This window comes from Microbacterium sp. (assembly GCF_031988965.1).
In the GTDB taxonomy this organism is placed as follows: domain Bacteria; phylum Actinomycetota; class Actinomycetes; order Actinomycetales; family Microbacteriaceae; genus Microbacterium.
Genome location: NZ_DALZXX010000053.1, coordinates 1 through 17,426 on the forward strand (window position 1 = coordinate 1; position 17,426 = coordinate 17,426).

The 17,426-nt window shown below is 68.9% G+C and carries 15 protein-coding genes; 6 read left to right on the plus strand and 9 right to left on the minus strand.

Features of this window, described 5'->3' with window-relative positions:
* Window positions 1-1,914, plus strand: a 1,914-nt coding sequence (locus RTM68_RS10500) for a DEAD/DEAH box helicase (RefSeq protein WP_312170619.1), incomplete at its 5' end; no start/stop codon positions are given.
* A 202-nt stretch (window positions 1,915-2,116) separates the two neighbouring features.
* Here RTM68_RS10500 and RTM68_RS10505 read toward each other — a convergent pair.
* Window positions 2,117-2,656: a YaeQ family protein gene (locus tag RTM68_RS10505; RefSeq protein WP_312170620.1), complete on the minus strand. Its 540-nt coding sequence runs from the start codon at window positions 2,654-2,656 to the stop codon at window positions 2,117-2,119.
* A 117-nt stretch (window positions 2,657-2,773) separates the two neighbouring features.
* On the minus strand, window positions 2,774-4,867 hold the full coding sequence (locus RTM68_RS10510; RefSeq protein ID WP_312170622.1) for an intein-containing Rv2578c family radical SAM protein: 2,094 nt from the start codon (window positions 4,865-4,867) through the stop codon (window positions 2,774-2,776).
* A gap of 81 nt (window positions 4,868-4,948) precedes the next feature.
* Here RTM68_RS10510 and RTM68_RS10515 point away from each other — a divergent pair, with 81 nt between their 5' ends.
* Together RTM68_RS10515 and RTM68_RS10520 are read left to right on the plus strand one after the other, a co-directional pair.
* A complete protein-coding gene (locus tag RTM68_RS10515) occupies window positions 4,949-5,884 on the plus strand; it encodes a M15 family metallopeptidase (RefSeq protein ID WP_312170623.1) in 936 nt (311 codons plus the stop codon).
* A gap of 151 nt (window positions 5,885-6,035) precedes the next feature.
* Window positions 6,036-7,199, plus strand: a complete 1,164-nt coding sequence (locus RTM68_RS10520; protein ID WP_312170625.1) for an acyl-CoA dehydrogenase family protein — start codon at window positions 6,036-6,038, stop codon at window positions 7,197-7,199.
* 221 nt (window positions 7,200-7,420) lie between these two features.
* Here RTM68_RS10520 and RTM68_RS10525 read toward each other — a convergent pair whose 3' ends face one another.
* The 5 genes from RTM68_RS10525 to RTM68_RS10545 all read right to left on the minus strand — a co-directional run bounded on the left by RTM68_RS10525 (window position 7,421) and on the right by RTM68_RS10545 (window position 12,141).
* Entirely contained in the window at window positions 7,421-8,086 is a 666-nt protein-coding gene (locus tag RTM68_RS10525; protein ID WP_312170627.1) for an ECF transporter S component, read from the minus strand.
* Entirely contained in the window at window positions 8,083-8,958 is an 876-nt protein-coding gene (locus RTM68_RS10530; RefSeq protein WP_312170628.1) for a siderophore-interacting protein, read from the minus strand. The genes RTM68_RS10525 and RTM68_RS10530 overlap by 4 nt, the downstream gene beginning before the upstream one ends.
* 11 nt (window positions 8,959-8,969) lie before the next feature.
* Window positions 8,970-9,788 (minus strand): energy-coupling factor transporter transmembrane component T, encoded by an 819-nt coding sequence (locus RTM68_RS10535; RefSeq protein ID WP_312170629.1) that lies wholly within the window; start codon window positions 9,786-9,788, stop codon window positions 8,970-8,972.
* Window positions 9,785-11,497: an ATP-binding cassette domain-containing protein gene (locus RTM68_RS10540; protein WP_312170631.1), complete on the minus strand. Its 1,713-nt coding sequence runs from the start codon at window positions 11,495-11,497 to the stop codon at window positions 9,785-9,787. The genes RTM68_RS10535 and RTM68_RS10540 overlap by 4 nt, the downstream gene beginning before the upstream one ends.
* Before the next feature lie 101 nt (window positions 11,498-11,598).
* Window positions 11,599-12,141 (minus strand): ECF transporter S component, encoded by a 543-nt coding sequence (locus tag RTM68_RS10545; RefSeq protein ID WP_312170633.1) that lies wholly within the window; start codon window positions 12,139-12,141, stop codon window positions 11,599-11,601.
* A 166-nt stretch (window positions 12,142-12,307) separates the two neighbouring features.
* Here RTM68_RS10545 and RTM68_RS10550 point away from each other — a divergent pair, with 166 nt between their 5' ends.
* Window positions 12,308-15,343 (plus strand): S8 family peptidase, encoded by a 3,036-nt coding sequence (locus RTM68_RS10550; RefSeq protein WP_312170635.1) that lies wholly within the window; start codon window positions 12,308-12,310, stop codon window positions 15,341-15,343.
* A gap of 148 nt (window positions 15,344-15,491) precedes the next feature.
* Here the strand turns inward: RTM68_RS10550 and RTM68_RS10555 are convergent, their stop codons facing one another.
* Together RTM68_RS10555 and RTM68_RS10560 are read right to left on the minus strand one after the other, a co-directional pair.
* A complete protein-coding gene (locus RTM68_RS10555; protein ID WP_312170637.1) occupies window positions 15,492-16,409 on the minus strand; it encodes a pirin family protein in 918 nt (305 codons plus the stop codon).
* Window positions 16,409-16,726 (minus strand): GNAT family N-acetyltransferase, encoded by a 318-nt coding sequence (locus tag RTM68_RS10560; protein WP_312170639.1) that lies wholly within the window; start codon window positions 16,724-16,726, stop codon window positions 16,409-16,411. The genes RTM68_RS10555 and RTM68_RS10560 overlap by 1 nt, the downstream gene beginning before the upstream one ends.
* Before the next feature lie 81 nt (window positions 16,727-16,807).
* Between RTM68_RS10560 and RTM68_RS10565 the strand changes: the two genes are divergently transcribed.
* Both RTM68_RS10565 and RTM68_RS10570 read left to right on the plus strand, forming a co-directional pair.
* Window positions 16,808-17,071, plus strand: coding sequence for a ribbon-helix-helix protein, CopG family (locus RTM68_RS10565; protein WP_312170641.1), 264 nt, complete (start codon window positions 16,808-16,810; stop codon window positions 17,069-17,071).
* Window positions 17,068-17,307, plus strand: a complete 240-nt coding sequence (locus RTM68_RS10570) for a toxin (protein ID WP_312170643.1) — start codon at window positions 17,068-17,070, stop codon at window positions 17,305-17,307. Before RTM68_RS10565 ends, RTM68_RS10570 begins: the two co-directional genes overlap by 4 nt.
* Window positions 17,308-17,426 lie beyond the last annotated feature (119 nt).

Sequence of the window (17,426 nt, forward strand, 5' to 3'; positions counted from 1 at the left end):
CGCAACCGCGCGGAGTCGGGTCGCCACAACGCACCGCACAACCGCGACGAGCGTCCCCGCTTCGACGACCGGGGTGAGCGTCCCCGTTACAACAGCGACCGTCCGACCGGCGGCCAGCGCTTCACCCGCGACGACCGCCCCCGTCGTGACGACCGTGGCGGCCAGCGTCCGACCGGTCCCGGCACGTACCGCGATGAGCGCGGCGGCCAGCGTGACGAGCGTCCGCGCCGTGACGACCGAGGTGCCGGCACGCAGCGCCAGGGCTTCCGCGACGATCGCGGTGGCCAGCGCTTCTCCCGTGACGAGCGTCCTGCCCGCTCGGGCGACCGCAACGAGCGTCCGCGCTTCGACCGCGACGAGCGCCCGCGTCGTGACGACCGTGGCGCAGGCCCGCGTCGTGACGACCGCGGCGGCTTCGACCGTCCCGAGCGCTCCTACGACGCCGACCGCGCACGTCGTGCCTTCGACCGTGACCGCACTCAGCGTGCGATCGAGGGTGGCCGCGACGAGCGTTCGCGTCCGTCGACCGGTGGCGCATACCGCACCGAGCGTCCGCGCCCATTGACGTCGGACACCCGCGGGCGGCCGTCGCACAACGCGCGCCCCAGCCGCAACGACTGGAACGCCACCGCGAGTGCTGCACCCGCCAAGAGGTTCGAGCCGACGGATGACGTCGTGCACGAGCGCCTCGAGGCGAAGTCCGTCGCCGCCGTCGAGGTCGACGGTGTGACCTTCGGCGACCTCGGTCTCGGATCGAACATCGTCGAGACGCTCGTCGGCATGGGAGCGGCCACGCCGTTCCCGATCCAGGCCGCCAGTATCCCCGCAGTGCTCGTGGGTCGCGATGTGCTCGCCCGCGGTCGCACCGGATCGGGCAAGACGATCGCCTTCGGCGCACCTCTCGTCGAGCGCGTGCTGCAGTCGCAGGCCGGCAAGCGTCGTGAGTTCGGTCGGTCGCCGCGCGCGATCATCCTCGCTCCGACGCGTGAGCTCGCCCTGCAGATCGACCGCACGATCCAGCCGATCGCCCGCAGCGTCGGTCTCTTCACCACTCAGATCTACGGTGGTGTGCCCCAGGGCCGTCAGGTCGGTGCGCTCAAGAAGGGCGTCGACATCGTGATCGGCACACCCGGTCGCATCGAGGACCTCATCAACCAGGGCAAGCTCGACCTCTCGGACTGCCGCATCGCGGTGCTCGACGAGGCCGACCACATGTGCGAGCTCGGCTTCGTCGAGCCCGTGCAGCGCATCCTGCGTCACACGGCCGACGGCAGCCAGAAGCTGCTCTTCTCGGCCACGCTCGACCGCGAGGTCGCGGCTCTCGTCGACGAGTTCCTCGTCGACCCGGCCGTCTACGAGGTCGCCGGTGAGGACCAGGATTCCAGCACGATCGAGCACCGCGTGCTCGTGATCGAGCACCGCGACAAGGCCGACATCCTCACCTCGCTCGTCGACCGCGAGGGCAAGACGCTGGTCTTCGCGCGCACCCGTGCGTACGCCGACATGCTCGCCGAGCAGTTCGACGACGCCGGTATCCCCGCGGTCTCGCTGCACGGTGACCTCAACCAGGCCAAGCGCACGCGCAACCTCGAGCGGCTGACCTCGGGCCGTGTGAACGTGCTCGTCGCGACCGACGTCGCCGCCCGCGGCATCCACGTCGACGACATCGACCTGGTCGTACAGGCCGATGCTCCCGACGAGTACAAGACGTACCTGCACCGCTCGGGTCGCACGGGCCGCGCCGGTCGTTCGGGCCGCGTCGTCACGCTGATCACGCGTCAGCGTCAGCGTCGCATGACCGAGCTGCTCGATCGCGCCGAGATCGACGCGCCGTTCGAGAACGCCCGTCTGAACGACGACCTGATCGAGGAGATCGCCGGTCGCGTGCCGACCGCGGCAGACCTCACGGCCTGACCCTGCTCGATCGAAGGCCCCGTCCCTGCATCCGCGGGGGCGGGGCCTTCGTCGTGCGTGGGGGTGTGCGCTTTCGGGCTGTGTCGCGGAGGGCTCGTCGCGCGTTGCGAAGGAGATCTCGCGCTATGAAGGCCTCATGAGCGCGAACGCTCCTCACCACCGTGAGATCTCCTTCGCAGCAGGTGCGGTCTATCCGCCCGACTCAGCCCAACTCGTGCACGTGCACGGCGGTGGTCACGCTGGTGCCGTTGAGGTCGAGATACAGGGTGCCCTCGGTGACGGTGATCGTCATGGTGTTGCGTCGCTCGATGAGGGGCGCCGTCGAGTCGATGAAGCCGGCGTCGAAGCTGTACACGCGGATGTCTTCCGAGCGGTGGATGCGCTTGTCGGCCCACGGCGCCATGACCTTCACGGGGTCGCGGTGCGTGTAGACGACGGTGCGCTCGGCGAGCCGGCTGCCGTAGTGCAGACGCTCGGCGTCGGGGGCGCCCACCTCGATCCAGGCAGTGATCTGACCGGTGAGGTCGCGCACGAGCACGGCGGGCTCGTCGGTCTGCGAGATGCCACCGCCGAACGTGATGCCCTCGGTGAACTCGAGGCCGTAGGCGAGCACGCGGGTGAGCATGTAGGCGTCGGTCTCGGACGGATGCCGCGCCACGCGCAGCGAGAAGTCGTCGTATACGCCGCGATCCGTGTCGGCGAGCTGGACGTCGAACGTGTGCATGGTGGAGCCGATAGCCATAACGACCGAGCCTACGCGTCCGCGGCACGGGCTGCCGACACGGTCGGAGGGGCGTTCGTCACCACGGCAGCGGTCAGACGAGCGCATCACAGGCCAGCGCGGTCAGACCAGCAGCCGTCAGAACAGCATCGGCTGGGCGGGCGCCGGAGCCGGAGCGAACGCCGGCGCCGGTCGGCCATGCGGTGCGGAGGCGCGGATGCCGCGCACCGGGTAGTCGTCCTCGTGCTGTCCGTCGAGGCCATGCAGCCGGATCAGCGGCCGGGCCCGTTTCGCGAGCCACTGACGGTAGCCTTTCGGGGCCTCGGCGGTGACACCCGGATACAGGCCCAGATACGACGAGACGAGGTCGGGACGGAACGCGCTGAGCCACTGCATGAACCACGGTTTGACTCCCGCGCGCAGGTGCAGTGCTCCGTAGACGACGCTGGTCGCTCCGGCCTCCTTGATGCGCCGCAGCGCGGTGTCGATCGCCTCGACCGAGTCGGTCATGTGCGGCATGATCGGCATCAGGAAGACCGTGACGCGGAACCCGGCGTCGCGCAGGGCGCGCACCGTGTCGAGACGCGCCTGCGTCGTCGGCGTCCCGGGTTCGATCGCCTTCTGCAGGTCGTCGTCGTACATGGCGATGGACATCTGGATGTCGACCGGTACCCGCTGTGCGGCTCTCACCAGCACGGGGATATCGCGCCGGATCAGAGTTCCCTTGGTCAGGATCGAGATCGGCGTGCCCGAGTCCGCCAGCGCCTCGATGATGCCGGGCATGAGCCTGTATCGTCCCTCGGCGCGCTGGTACGGATCGGTGTTGGTGCCGAGAGCCACGGTCTCGTGCTGCCAGCTGCCACGGCGCAGCTCCTTCTGAAGCACCTCGACGACGTTCGTCTTGACCACGATCTGCGAGTCGAAGTCCGCGCCCCCGTCGAGGTCGAGGTACTCGTGCGTCCCGCGAGCGAAGCAGTTGTGACTGATGACCCCGTTCGCGACGAAGTCTCCTGTTCCGGTGGTGATGTCGAGGAGATCCTGTTCTCCGGGGATCGCCTCGATGCTCACCACGCGGAGGTCCGTGAAGCTCTTCACAGCGTCTCCGAGTATCGAGAGCTTGCGACTGATCGCGGGGTCCGTGATCGCGAAGAACCGTCGACGACTGGGCAGCCCGCCGACGACGCGAACTGCGCGTACACCGTTCGAGCGTGGCGCTTCGGTGATCGACGGCACATCGAACTGGCGCATCCCCCGCTCGATGAGAGCGATGATGTCACTGTCCTTGTTCGATATCCGCAGCACTCCCCGCGAGCAGCTTCCTTCTGCGTCGAAGACTCCGCTGAGGAAGCCCGCGAACCAGTCCGACCGAGGGGCGACCGGTGTGGCGATCAGCGCTTCGATGGTTTGGACATGCCGCTTGACCGCAGTGTGGAGCGCATCGGAAGCGCTGCGATTCTCGCTGGCAGGGGTGAATGGCCTGGTCCGCGTCGGTATGCCTTCCTCCTCCAGGAACCGGCGGGCCCTGTCGAGCGCCTCCGCGTCTATCAGGGCGAGTCGAAAACGATGGATCTCGCGCGTCCGCGTAGCGCTCGGATAGACGCCGTGGAAGATCATCCCGTCGCCTCGGATCATTCCCGCAAGGTAGCCGCGACGGTAGTCGGGAGAGAGGCGATCCACTGCAGCGCCCGCAGCACCGATGCCGTAACCCATGAGGCGGTTGTTCGTGGTCAGATGCGGTCGTTGGCCGGAGGCGGCATCCACGACGTACTTCCAGCCGCGATCCGTGAGGAATCGGTGATCGCCGCTTGCGATGAGCTCCGTGCCGTCGGCGAGGGTCACCCGGTATGCGGGCTTCCGCGTCGGCCACTTGGCTTCGATCGTCGTGTGAACGTATCGTCTGTAGCTCCCTCGGCGCTCGGTGCCGATGATCTCATCGCCGACCTTCAGGTCAGCGAGAGGACGGTGTCGTCCGTCGGCGCACAGTATCGACGTGTCGGGGGAGAGGCAGTACACGCAGGCATGACTGCATCCGCGATACGGGTTGATGGTCCACGCGAACGGCATGCGCGACGCGCCCGGAACGTGGTTGAGCGCCGACTTCGACAGCACCTCGTGGAACGTCATGCCGGCGAACTCCGGTGTGGTCACCGTGCGCAGCACGCTGGTGCGGTCTTCGAGTCCGGGCAGCGCGGAGTCGTCCTTCTCTCCGACCCTCTGCCCTTGCCACCGCATCCCCATATTCGAACATAAAGACGATGAATCGTCAACCGGGACGGGACAAGTGTTCGATTCCGCTTAAGAGACAATGGACTCATGCTCTCCTCGCCGCAGCCTCAGCATGCGGCCCGGCGTTCCCGCGTGCTCGGAGCTTCCCTGCCCCTCGGCCTCGCGGTGACCGCCGTCGGCATCCTGCTGTCGATCTCGGGCGCCTCGACCGAGATTCCTGCGGAGCCAGAGCAGGCGCTCCCTGAGCCCGTCGTGATCGCGTCCGTGCCCGAGGTGAAAGTCGGCGCGACGACCGCCGCCGATCCGTGCTCCGAGCCGAGCGTCCTCGAGGCGATCGCGGTGGCGGATGATGCGGCGATCATCGCCGGCTTCGGGGGTGGTGAGAGCTTCCGGGCCGCCGTGGTGGCGGGAAACGCGCCCTGCGTCTCGCTCGCCGACCCCGCGCACGTGTGGGTCGTGGTGAACAAGGCGCGGCCTCTCGAGCCGATCGAGTTCGCGCCGACGTCTCTCGCCGACCTCCCGATGCCGATGACGACCAGGTCGGGTCAGGCCCGCTCCGACGTCGCCGCGGCGATCGGCGCTCTGGTGACGGACGCGGCTGCCGAGGGCGCCGGCGCCATCGGCGCGAACAACGGATACCGGTCGTACGACCTGCAGGTCGCCACGCACGCGTCTCATGTGCGCAACAGCGGCCAGGCGGGGGCGGATGCGTCGTCGGCCCGCGCCGGTCACAGCGAGCATCAGACCGGCCTGGCGCTCGACCTCGTGGCGTGCGATCCGGCGTGCGGGGGCATCGACGCCTTCGGAGGCACCGCTCAGGGCGCATGGGTGGCCGAGAACGCGTGGGAGTACGGATTCATCGTGCGCTACGAGCAGGTGGGCACGGGGATCACCGGCTACAAGCCCGAGCCCTGGCATCTCCGCTACCTCGGCGCCGAGCTCGCGGCCGCATACCATCACGGTGGATATCACACACTCGAGGAGTTCTTCGCTCTCCCCGCGGCGCCCGATTACGCGCACTGATCAGCCGTAAAGGCGGTGTGGCGGCATCCGACAAACGCGGAACCCAGTCTCACGTGCTGTGAGATGCATTCCCACAAGCGACTGTCGCGTGTCGGTGCACCGGCATAGAATCGCCGAGAGCAAAGACGCACGAGACGTTCGGGAGGACGCAATGGAACGCGACATCTACGAAGAGGATCACGAGGCCTTCCGCGACCTCGTCAAGGACTTCGTCAAGCGCCATGTGAGCAACGAGTCGATCGAGCGGTGGGATGCCGCAGGTGAGATCGACCGCGCCACCATGCTGGCCGCCGGTGAGGCGGGGCTGATCGGGCTCTCCGTCCCCGAGGAGTTCGGCGGCGCCGGGATGCTGCAGGACTACCGCTTCCGCACGATCGTGATGGAAGAGGTCATCGCCGCAGGTGCCGGTTCGCTGGCCGGTGCCTTCGGCATCCAGGACGACCTGGCCGTGCCCTACCTCGTGCACATGGGCACGCAGGAGCAGAAGGAGAAGTGGCTGCCCCGCATGGCCACGGGTGAGGTGCTCGGCGCACTCGCCATGACCGACCCGGGTGCCGGTTCGGATCTGCGTGGCATCAAGACCAACGCCAAGAAGGTCGACGGCGGCTACATCCTCAACGGCGCGAAGACGTTCATCTCGTCCGGCACGACGGCCGACGTCGTCGTGACCTTCGTCAAGACCGGCGAGGGCAATCGTCCCGACGCGTTCAGCCTGCTGCTCGTCGAGAAGGGCATGGAGGGCTTCGACCAGGGCAAGAAGCTCAGCAAGATGGGCTTCCACGGCTGGGACACGGCCGAGCTCAGCTTCACCGACGTGTTCATCCCCGACGAGAACCTGATCAGCGGCAAGGAGGGTCAGGGGTTCATCCAGCTGATGCTGAACCTGCCGCTCGAGCGTCTCTCGATCGGTGTCGCCGCGGCCGCCGCCGCGCAGGCCGCCCTCGACTGGACCGTCGCCTACACGAAGGACCGCGAGGCGTTCGGCGAGCGCATCGCCGACTTCCAGAACACCCGCTTCCGGCTCGCCGACATGGCGGCGACCACCGACGCGATGTGGGCGTACATCGACCGCGCGCTGATCGCCTACAAGAACAGCACGCTGACCGCCGAGGATGCCGCGAAGGTCAAGTTCTGGGCGACCGAGCGCGAGTGGGAGGTGCTCGACACGGGCGTGCAGCTGCACGGCGGTTACGGCTACATCATGGAGTACCCGATCGCCCGCGCCTTCACCGATGCCCGCGTGCACCGCATCTACGGCGGCACCAACGAGATCATGCGCGACCTCGTCGGTCGTCAGATCGTCGGCAAGCGCTGACGCATCGTCTGCGGCAGAAGGGCCCCGGATGCCGGCATCCGGGGCCCTTCTCATGTCACTTCGTCTGCATCTCTTGCTCTGAGGCGAGCGAGCGTCCAGATCGGGCCCCCGGGTGTGGGCACGGCTGCGGAGCGCATCCGACGACGCGCCGCCGCGGGTGCGAGCGCTCGGCGTGTCACCCGGCGGCTCCGAAGCTGTGTCCGCAGCACAGAGGCGTCTGCTCAGCGCGGCAGGCGCGCTCCGACACCGGCTCGTCGCAGCCGGTCGGCGATCAGCACCCCGAGGGCGGTGGCGCCGAGGCAGCTGGCGAGAGTCACGGCGAAGAACGTGATCTGCAGCGAGACCTCGAAGCTGCCGAGATCGAACGAAGCCCACGCGAGCACCGGGTAGACGATGCCGACGATCGCGGCGCCGAGGTAGTGCAGCCAGGTTCCCCAGTAGCGCCACAGCACGAACAGGAACGGGAGCTCGGTGAACGCCGCCCACCACAGATTCGTGGCCACGCTGCCGAAGCCGTATCCCGAGAAGGGGACGATCACGAGTCCGGCCAGCAGGCCAACGAGAAGCCCCACGAGGGGGCGGCGCAGCAGGCGCAGGGCGACGACCGACGGCAGGAGCCACAGTCCGGCCAGTCCGACGCTGACGAACGGGAGGCCGGGGAACAGGATCGTCGAGATCCAGTTGGCGGGAGCCAGCAGGATGCCGCCGGCGACGCCGAGCGCGGCGCAGGTCAGCAGGATCGCGGTCGGGAACCGCAGGCGTGACCGACCACCCGCGGTGCGGGGTCGATTCTGCCCCGCGGAGGGCACTGCGGGGTGCGTTTCTGACCCCGCACCGGGCGATGACTCCGCATAGGGGTTCACGCCCGTGGCATCCTGCCCGCTCATGCGAGCGGTTCCGCGGCGGCGTCGCGAGCGGCCTTCGACGCCGGCGACGACGCGCCGATCTTCCAGTATCCGCAGAAGCTCACAGTGTTCTTGTCGACACCGCGCTCACCGACGAGGTGCTTGCGGGCACCGGACGCCAGCGACTGCTCGCCCGCCGCATAGGCGTGGAACGGAGCCTCGGGCAGCTCGAGGTCGCTCAGCCGGCCGAGGGCGAACGAGCCCGGCGGGAACTCGTGCGGGCGCACGAGCCACACCACGTCGACGCCGTCCGGATGCGGGAACTTCAGCGCATCCTCGTCAGAGGGCACTTCGATGAGCGCGGTGCCGGTGGCGTGCGGGGGCAGTGAGGCGCAGATCGACGCGATCGCGGGCAGCGCCGTCTCATCGCCGACGAGCACGACACGGTCGGTGCCGCGCTGCGGGTTGAACGTCAGTCCCTCGTCGATGATCAGCACGTTCTCGCCGGGCTCGCAGGTCTCGGCCCACCGCGACGCGGGACCGGCCGTGCCATCGGCCGCGGATCCGTGCAGCACGAAGTCGACGTCGATCTCCGCCCCGGTCTCTGCGGTCGCCGCGCGATACGCGCGCACGCTGTAGTTGCGCATGACCGGACGCTCGCCGTCGGGGATGCGCAGGAACTTGAGGTACCCGAACATCCTGTTGGCCTTCGCGGGCACGCGGTCGAGGCCGGCATCCCCACCGATCGGCAGGAACAGGCGGAACCACTGGTCGAAGCCCATCGGGCGGAACTTCTCGATCTCGCCACCGCCGAGGGTGACGCGCATCCAGTGCTCGGAGAGCCGCTCGGTGCGAACGACGCTGAGGTGGATGAGCTCGGAGGACTCGGGCTTCACGAGCTTGCTGTATGCCATGCGGGAGCCTTTCAGGGCAGCTGCCAGGGGAAGAAGGTCACGAAGATCGCAGCGGATGCGGCGATGCAGACGACGATGAAGACGGTGTCGCGCGTGCGGAACGGCACGAGGTGACGTTCGGTGCGCGTCGGATGGGCGCCGAAGGCGCGGGAGTCCATCGCGAGGGCGACGCGTTCGGCGTGCCGGATAGCACCGGCGAGCAGCGGCACGATGTACCCCCATCCGCGCGCGATCCGGGCGAACGGTCCGCTTCCGCCGTGATGGCCGCGGACCCGGTGCGCGGCCCGGATCACCGCGAGCTCGTGCCCGAATCGCGGCACGAAGCGGAACGCCGCGAGGGCGGTGTAACCGATCCGGTACGGCACCCGCAGCTGTTGCACGCTCGCGCGCACGAGGTCGGGCCCGGTGGTGGTGAGGCCGCCGATCAGGGCCAGGGCGATGATCGCGCCGAGCCGCAGCGCCGTCGCGAATCCGATCGCGAGTGCTCCCTGATACAGCGTCCAGCCGCCGAGCTGCAGCGCCGGTGCGGTGTCGCTCACGAGGCCCGCGTCGACCCACAGCGAGAACCCCACCCCGATCGCGAGCAGGCCGACGGGCAGCGCGAGGAACAGCAGTGCGGCGAGACGCCCCGTGAGCCGGGCGCCCACGACGATCGTCGCGAGGGCGATGAGCAGGAACGCGGCGGGTGTGGCGAGATCGCGCACGAAGACGAGCACCAGCATGGCCGGGGCGACGCCCGCGATCTTCGCGAGCGGGTTGAGTGCATAGAGGAACTGGCGGGGCGACGATGCGGTCACCGAGGCGTACGGATCGAAGGTCTGCGCGGTCATGCGATCGCCCGCCCTGCCGCGGCGAGCACGCGCTGGAGCGGGGGAAGCCGCAGTCCCGCCTCGACGAATGGTGTCTCCTCGAGCAGGAGTTCGTGGGTGCGACCGGCGGCGTGCACGCGCCCGTCTCTCAGGATGACGGTGTGCGAGGCGTGCTCGGCGACCAGCTGCAGGTCGTGCGTCACGATCAGGATCGTGGTGCCCTCGTCGCGCAGATCGTGCAGCAGGGCGAGGAGTTCGGATGCTCGGGCTCTGTCCTGGCCGAACGTCGGCTCGTCGAGCGCCAGCACCCGTGGACGCGTGATCAACGCCGTGCCGACCGAGAGGCGCCTCTTCTCGCCACCGGAGAGCAGGAACGGATGCACGTCGGCCTTCGCCTCGAGCCCGAACCGCGCGAGCATCGCCTCGACGCGCTCTGCGATCTCGGCATCCGGCGTATGCCGCAGGCGGAGCCCGTGGGCGAGCTCGTCGAACACCGTGTGTGCAATGAACTGGTGCTCGGGGTTCTGGAAGACGAAGCCGATGCGGCTCGCGAGTTCACGCGGCGATGCCGAGCCGGGATCGATGCCGTCGACCGTCACCTGTCGCCGCGGCGGGGGCACGACACCCGCCAGCGACTGCAGCAGCGTGGTCTTGCCCGCGCCGTTCGTGCCCACGATCGCCGTGAGGGTTCCGGACCCGACGTCGAGGTCGATGCCGTGCAGGATCTCGGTGCGGCGACGCCGCACGGTCAGGCCGCGGGCGGTGATGATCGGAGCGGATGCCGACACACGAGCGGGTGCCTGGTCGGTGGCAGGAGCGCCGGACGCTGGACGGACGGAAGCGGCGGTGACGCCTCCGTCGGCGGATCCCGCTCGGGTGGATGCCAGGGCGGCAGCGAGCTCGTCGGGCGTGAGCGGCAGCTCGGCGAACGGCGTGCCGGCATCCCGCATCCGAACCGCCGCCAGCGTCGCGGCGGGCAGCCAGACGCCCATCGCGAGGAGCTCGTCGACGTGGCTGCGGATGATCTCGGCAGGTGGCCCGTCGAACGCCACCCGTCCGGCGCGATCGAGCACGACGGTCCGGGTCACGAAGCCCATCGCCGCGTCGAGGTTGTGCTCGACGAGCAGGATCGCGCGGTCCCCCGCCGCGATCACGTCGCGCAGCGCCGCGTAGACATCGTCGATGCCCTGCGGGTCGAGGTTCGCCGTCGGCTCGTCGAGTACGACGAGCGGAGATCCCATCGCGAGCGCGCAGGCGATCGCGAGGCGCTGGCGTCCGCCGCCGGAGAGTCGGTCGGGGTTCTCGTCGCGGCGGTCCCACAGCCCGACGCGGCGCACCGCGTCTTCGGTGCGCCGGTGGATCTCGTCGAGCGGCAGCAGAAGGTTCTCGGGGCCGAAGGCGACCTCGTCGTACACCGTGCCGGTGACGATCTGGGCATCCGGGTCCTGGAACACCATCGCGACCCGGGTGCTCAGCTCGGCGGTCGCGGCCCGGGCCGTGTCGATGCCGCCGGCCTCGACGATCCCCGTCATGGTGGCGGGCACGGCGTGCGGGATGAGTCCGTTGAGTGCGAGGGTCAGAGTCGACTTTCCCGATCCCGAGGGGCCGAGCAGCAGCACGACTTCGCCGGCGCCGACGTCGAACGTGACCTCTGCGGGTGAGGGGCGCACGGCATCCGCGTGCGTGATCGAGAGGTCACGCACGCGGAGGAGAGGCGCAGATGTGCGCACGGCATAACCCCGGTTCTGCGGATCGGTACGCCTCTAACTTAGCTGAGCCTTACCTGAATCGCCACGCGACCGGCGAGGTCGGGATACGGTCGCCGTGGGGCTCAGCGTCGCGCGACGCCGGCGCGCGAGAGCGCGGAACCGACGGCGAGACCGACGGCCGTCCAGGCGATCGGCCCGAGCACCGAGATCACGAGGTAGGCGATCTGCGCCCACAGCGGGAACGTGGCGAGGTCGACGGCGAAGAAGACCACGACCGCCACGATCACACCGATCACGGCCGCCGAGATGAAGAACCGCCACGCGCCCCATGAGCGGTAGCGGGTGAGAGCGGCGATGCCCTCCTGAACAGCGCCGAACAGGAGCGCGGTGCCGATGAAGCGCAGCGCCCAGGCCGGGTTGAACGCACTCGAGATGAGAGCGGCGATCAGGTGCGTCACGAGGGCGACGAACGGCCGCCGCAGCACCTCCTGAGCGATGATCCCGGGGAGCACATGTGATCCCAGCACGAGTCCGTAGAGGTACGGGGTCAGCACGATCACGCCCGGCGTGATGAGCCCCGCGATGCCCCCGAGGATGCCCGTGGCGACGCCGATCGCGGCGCAGATCAGCAGCACGCGGGTCGTCAGGACGGGGGAGGGGGCCACCCTCTCAGCCTACTGTCGACCAATGGCGACTCGGCTGGCCGATCGTCCAGTAATAACCCCGGACTCTGGAATCGGAGCCGAACCCGGGCTTAGCGTGAGCGGCGGTGCGGCAACCTCGTCGCACCCCGATCATCGGGAGAAGCACATGGGTCGAACACCCCTCCGGATGGCAGCGGCCACCACCCTGGCAACGCTGTTCATCGCATCGACGGCCACCGCAGGCTACGCAGGCACGGAGGAGGTGAACAACCCCACTCCGGTCGAGGGCACGCCCGGGCACTACATCGTCGTGATGAAGTCCGACCCGCTCGCGAGCTACACCGGCGACGTGAACGGACTCAAGGCGACGAAGCCGGCCGAGGGCGAGCAGCTCGAACCGCAGTCGCAGGACTCCCAGCGCTACGTCGAGCACCTCGAGGCGCAGCAGCAGACGCTCGCGCAGGAGGTCGGGGTGACGCCCGACACCACCTATCAGGTGGTGCTCAACGGCTTCAGCGCCGACCTCTCGGGCGAGCAGGTCGACAAGCTCCGCGCCTCGAAGGACGTCTACGGCGTCTATCCCGATTTCATCCGGCACCCCGACGCGCAGACCTCCACCGATTTCCTCGGCCTCGGCGATGACAAGAAGGGGCGCGGCGGCGTCTGGCAGCAGACCGGAGGCGTCGAGAAGGCCGGCGAGGGCGTCGTGGTCGGCGTCATCGACACCGGAATCGCTCCGGAGCACCCGTCGTTCGAGGGCAAGAAGCTCAAGAACCAGAAGAAGAACGACAAGCGTCACAAGGGCTCGCAGCCGTACACCGACGGCACCCACGTCTACTTCGACAAGTCCGACGGCGGTCGGTTCCAGGCCGCGATGGTCGAAGGTCAGGACTGGGACAAGAGCGACTACTCCTCGAAGCTCATCGGCGCGCAGTACTTCCACGCGGGCGCGGAGGCGGCCGGCTTCGACTTCCAGTACGACTACCTCTCGCCGCGTGACGGCGACGGACACGGCTCGCACACCGCGAGCACCGCGGCGGGCAACTTCGGCGTGAGGGCATCGATCGAGGACGTCGACTTCGGTCGCATCTCGGGCGTCGCCCCCGGCGCGAAGGTCTCGGCGTACAAGGCCTGCTACGTCGGCCCCGACGAGGCGGTGACGACCGACGACATCTGCGCCGGCAGCGACCTGATCGCCGCGATCGACCAGGCCGTCGCCGACGGCGTCGACGTGATCAACTACTCGATCGGCGGTGGCGCGGCCTCGACCGTGCTCGCCCCCGAGGACATCGCGTTCTTCAACGCGGCGGCAGCGGGTGTCTTCGTGGCGACCAGCGCCGGCAACGACGGTCCCGATTCCGTCACCGCCGACCACGCGTCTCCGTGGTACACCACGGTCGCGGCATCCACCATTCCGACCTGGGAGGGCACCGTGCAGTTCGACGGCTTCGCCCAGGCGGGCACGTCGGTGAGCGTGCCGTTCGGCGAGACGGTCACCGGGCCGTCGATCTACGCGGGTGACGCGGCGGCCGCCGGTCAGGCCGCCGCCGATGCGGCCCTCTGCCTCCCTGGCTCCCTCGACCCGGCGAAGGTCGCCGGGCACATCGTGGTCTGCGATCGCGGCGGCAACGCCCGCGCCGAGAAGTCGCAGGTCGTGAAGGATGCGGGCGGCCTGGGCGTGGTCCTGGTGAACGTGCCCGGCGGTGCCGACTCGCTCGACAACGACTTCCACGCCCTGCCCACCGTGCACCTGTCGTCGGCGTACCGCGCCGCCGTGCTCGCCTACGTGCAGGGCGGCGTCGATCGTCCGATCAGTCTCGTCGGCGAGAACACCACCGGTGCGGTGACACCGGTGCCGCAGATCGCCGGCTTCTCGAGTCGTGGCCCCATGCTGGCCGACGGCAGCGACATCATGAAGCCCGACATCGCGGCCCCCGGCGTCGCGATCCTCGCGGCGACGCAGAACGGGCCCGGTGAGGAGCCGACCTTCGGCATCCTGTCGGGTACGTCGATGTCGTCGCCGCACATCGCGGGTCTTGCGGCTCTCTACCTGGGCGAGCGTCCGAACGCGAAGCCCGCAGAGGTCAAGTCCGCGATGATGACGACCGCGTACGACACCGTGAATCCCGACGGATCGAAGAACACCGACCCGTTCCAGCAGGGTGCGGGGCAGGTCGACCCGAAGCGCTTCTTCTCTCCCGGTCTGCTCTACCTGAACGACGTGCCGGACTGGGCGGCGTTCCTCGAGGGCAAGGGGCTGGCGGAGTTCGACGGGGTCGAGCCGATCGACGGCAGCGATCTCAACATCGCCTCGTTCTCGATCGGATCGCTCGCGAGCGCCCAGACGGTCACCCGCACGGTGACCGCCACCGAGAGAGGCACGTTCACGGCATCCGCTGACCTGCCCGGAGTCGACGTGACGGTCGAGCCTGCGACGCTGACGTTCGACAAGCCCGGCCAGACGGCGACCTACACGGTCACGTTCGACAACCGGAGCGCACCGGTCGAGCAGTGGGCGACCGGATCGCTGACCTGGACGAGCAAGAAGAACACGGTACGGTCGCCGATCGCGGTGTTCCCGGTCACGGCGGATGCTCCGGCAGAGGTCGCAGGCACCGGTGTCGACGGTTCGACCACGGTCGAGATCACTCCGGGAGTCGACGGCGACCTCGCCCTCGGACTGTCGGGCCTGACCCCGTTCACGCTGCTCGAGGACCCGGACGGCCGCGTCGTGGGTCACTCGGGCGACGAGGCATCGGGCGACGAGAACAAGGACGTGTCGTGGATCGTGGACGTGCCCGAGGGCACCACGCTCTCGCGCTTCGACCTCGACTCGTCGGATGACACCGGCAGCGACCTCGACCTCACGGTCTACCGGGTCGTGAGCCCCGACGACCTGCGCTACTACGAGCGGTGGCAGTCGGCGACCGGCTCGGCCGACGAGCAGGTGACGCTGCCGGCGCCGACCGCGGGCCCCTACCTGGTGGTCGCGAACGTCTACGCCACCTCTGCTCCGATGACGTGGGACATGACCTACGCCAACGTGCAGCCCGAGGGCGAGGGAGCGTTCACCGCGAACCCGAACCCGATCGCCGCGGTGCGAGGTGAGGCGACGAGCTACGAGCTGAGTTGGACCGGCCTGACCGCCGGCACCCGCTACCTCGGACTCGTGCAGTACGGCGACTCGGACGTCCGCACGATCGTCACGGTCGACGCGCCGTAGCGATCAGCGCAGCAGCGAGACGAAACGCGGTGGGTCAGCAGGATCGGCTCACCGCGTTTCGTCTCGGTCGACTCCGTCGTCCTCGCTCAACGACCGGGGGAGCGAGCGGTCGACTCCGTCGTCCTCGCTCGACGACCGGGGTGCCGCGTCAGATCCTGCGCCCGCGCGGCATCAGTCGCACATCGGGCAGCGGCGGCGCGGGGATGCGCACGTCGTGGCCGTCGACGACACCGAAGCGGTCGGATGCTGCTTGCCACTCTGCGCGGGCTTCCACGATCTCCTCGTGGGTGCGGCCGGCGAAGTTCCACCACATGACGATCTCATCATCGAACGGTTCCCCGCCGACGATGAAGAGCAGCGCTCCCCGAGAACTCGTCACCTCGACGGCATCCCGCGAATCGCCGAGATAGAGCATGTCGTTCTGCGCCAGCGGATGGGTCGACACGGTCGCGTCGCCCTCGACGAGCATGATCGCGTGCTCCCACTCGGCGCGCAGCGGCAGGCGCACGCGCGTTCCCGCGGGGACCGAGATCTCCGCGCCGACGATCGGGGTGTGCACGGTCGCGGGCGACACCGTACCGGCGAACTCGCCGAGCACGACGGTGGCCGTGGCATCCGCCCCCTCGTCGGCCGTCAGCGACACATGGGGGAGGTCGGTGTGGCGCTCGAAACCCGGGGTTCCCTGCCGTGCGCCATCGGGCAGCACCACCCAGAACTGCAGAGCGTCGAGGGGGATCGGTTCGTCGCCGATCGAGTACTCCGAGTGCGAGATGCCGTTGCCGGCCGTCATCAGGTTCAGCTGACCGCGGCGCAGGTCGGCGTCACTGCCGACCGAATCGCGATGGCGGATCTCGCCGACCAGGGGCCAGGTGACCGTCTGCAGACCGATGTGCGGGTGCGGTTCGACGCGCATCCGGGTGTCCGCCGGGCCGAAACGGTCGAGGAAGCACCAGGCGCCGATCGTCGGCAGGTTGCGATGCGGCAGCACGCGAAGGACGTTCATGCCGCGCACGCCGCCGAGTGGAACCTCGCGCGGCTCGAGCACGATGCGGCGTTCGCCGATCATCACGCCTCCGCAGGGGCCGTGCCCGGACGCTTCGGCCAGCGGATCTCCGCCCCGGCAACCTCGTGGGTCGTCAGGTACTTCGCGATGTACGGGCACAGCGGCACGATCGCGTCGCCGGAGGCGACGACGTCGGCCAGCGCTCGCGCAGCGAGGATGCTCGCCAGGCCCTGCCCCTGGAAGGCGGGGTCGAGTTCGGTGTGTGTGAAGCGCACCGCGCCGGGCCGCTGATCGAACTCGGCGAAGCCTGCGAGCGTCCCATCCGAGCGGATCTCGTAGCGGGAGGCGTCGTCGTCGCGGGTGACGGTGATGTCGGTCATCGGATGCTCCTTCGGTGGTGTGCGTCCAACCTACGCCCGACCTGTCTTCACAGGGACCCAATTCCGTATTACATTAATCTCATGAGCGAGCGCGAGACCATCAACGGAGTGCCGGTCACCGAGGAGCAGATCACCGACTGGGCTGCAGAGGCAGAGGCAGGGTTCGATGTCGCTGCGCTCAAGAAGCGAGGTCGCGGTCGCCCCGGACGGGCGGCGACGCCTTCGCAGGTGGTTGCTCTGCGACTCACTCCGGAAGAACTCGCCTACGTCGATTCGCGTGCCGAGCGTGAAGGAAAGTCCCGCTCCGATGTGATCCGCGAAGCGCTTGCCGCAGCCGCGGCATGAAGGTTCACGGGTCCGCACGCAAGCACGGTGTCAGTGAGGTCGACGCGATCCAGGCTGCGACCTGGCCGCTGTGGGTAGAGGATCTCGACGACGACAGTCCGGCACGGCAGCTGCGTCTCGGGTTCGATACTGATGGGCGGCTTCTCGAGACCGTCGTGCTCACGTTCGACAGCGGGCACGAGCTGATCATCCACGCGATGAAGGCCCGACCATCGATGCTGGATCTTCTGCCCTGACCGCCCGACGTGTGGAAGGGCGGGCCGGCGTCGGCGGGGGTCGTTACGCTGGAGGGATGCCGCAGACTCCCCGTGACCCGTACGAGGATCTGCCGTACGCGGACGAGCCGTGGGACGGC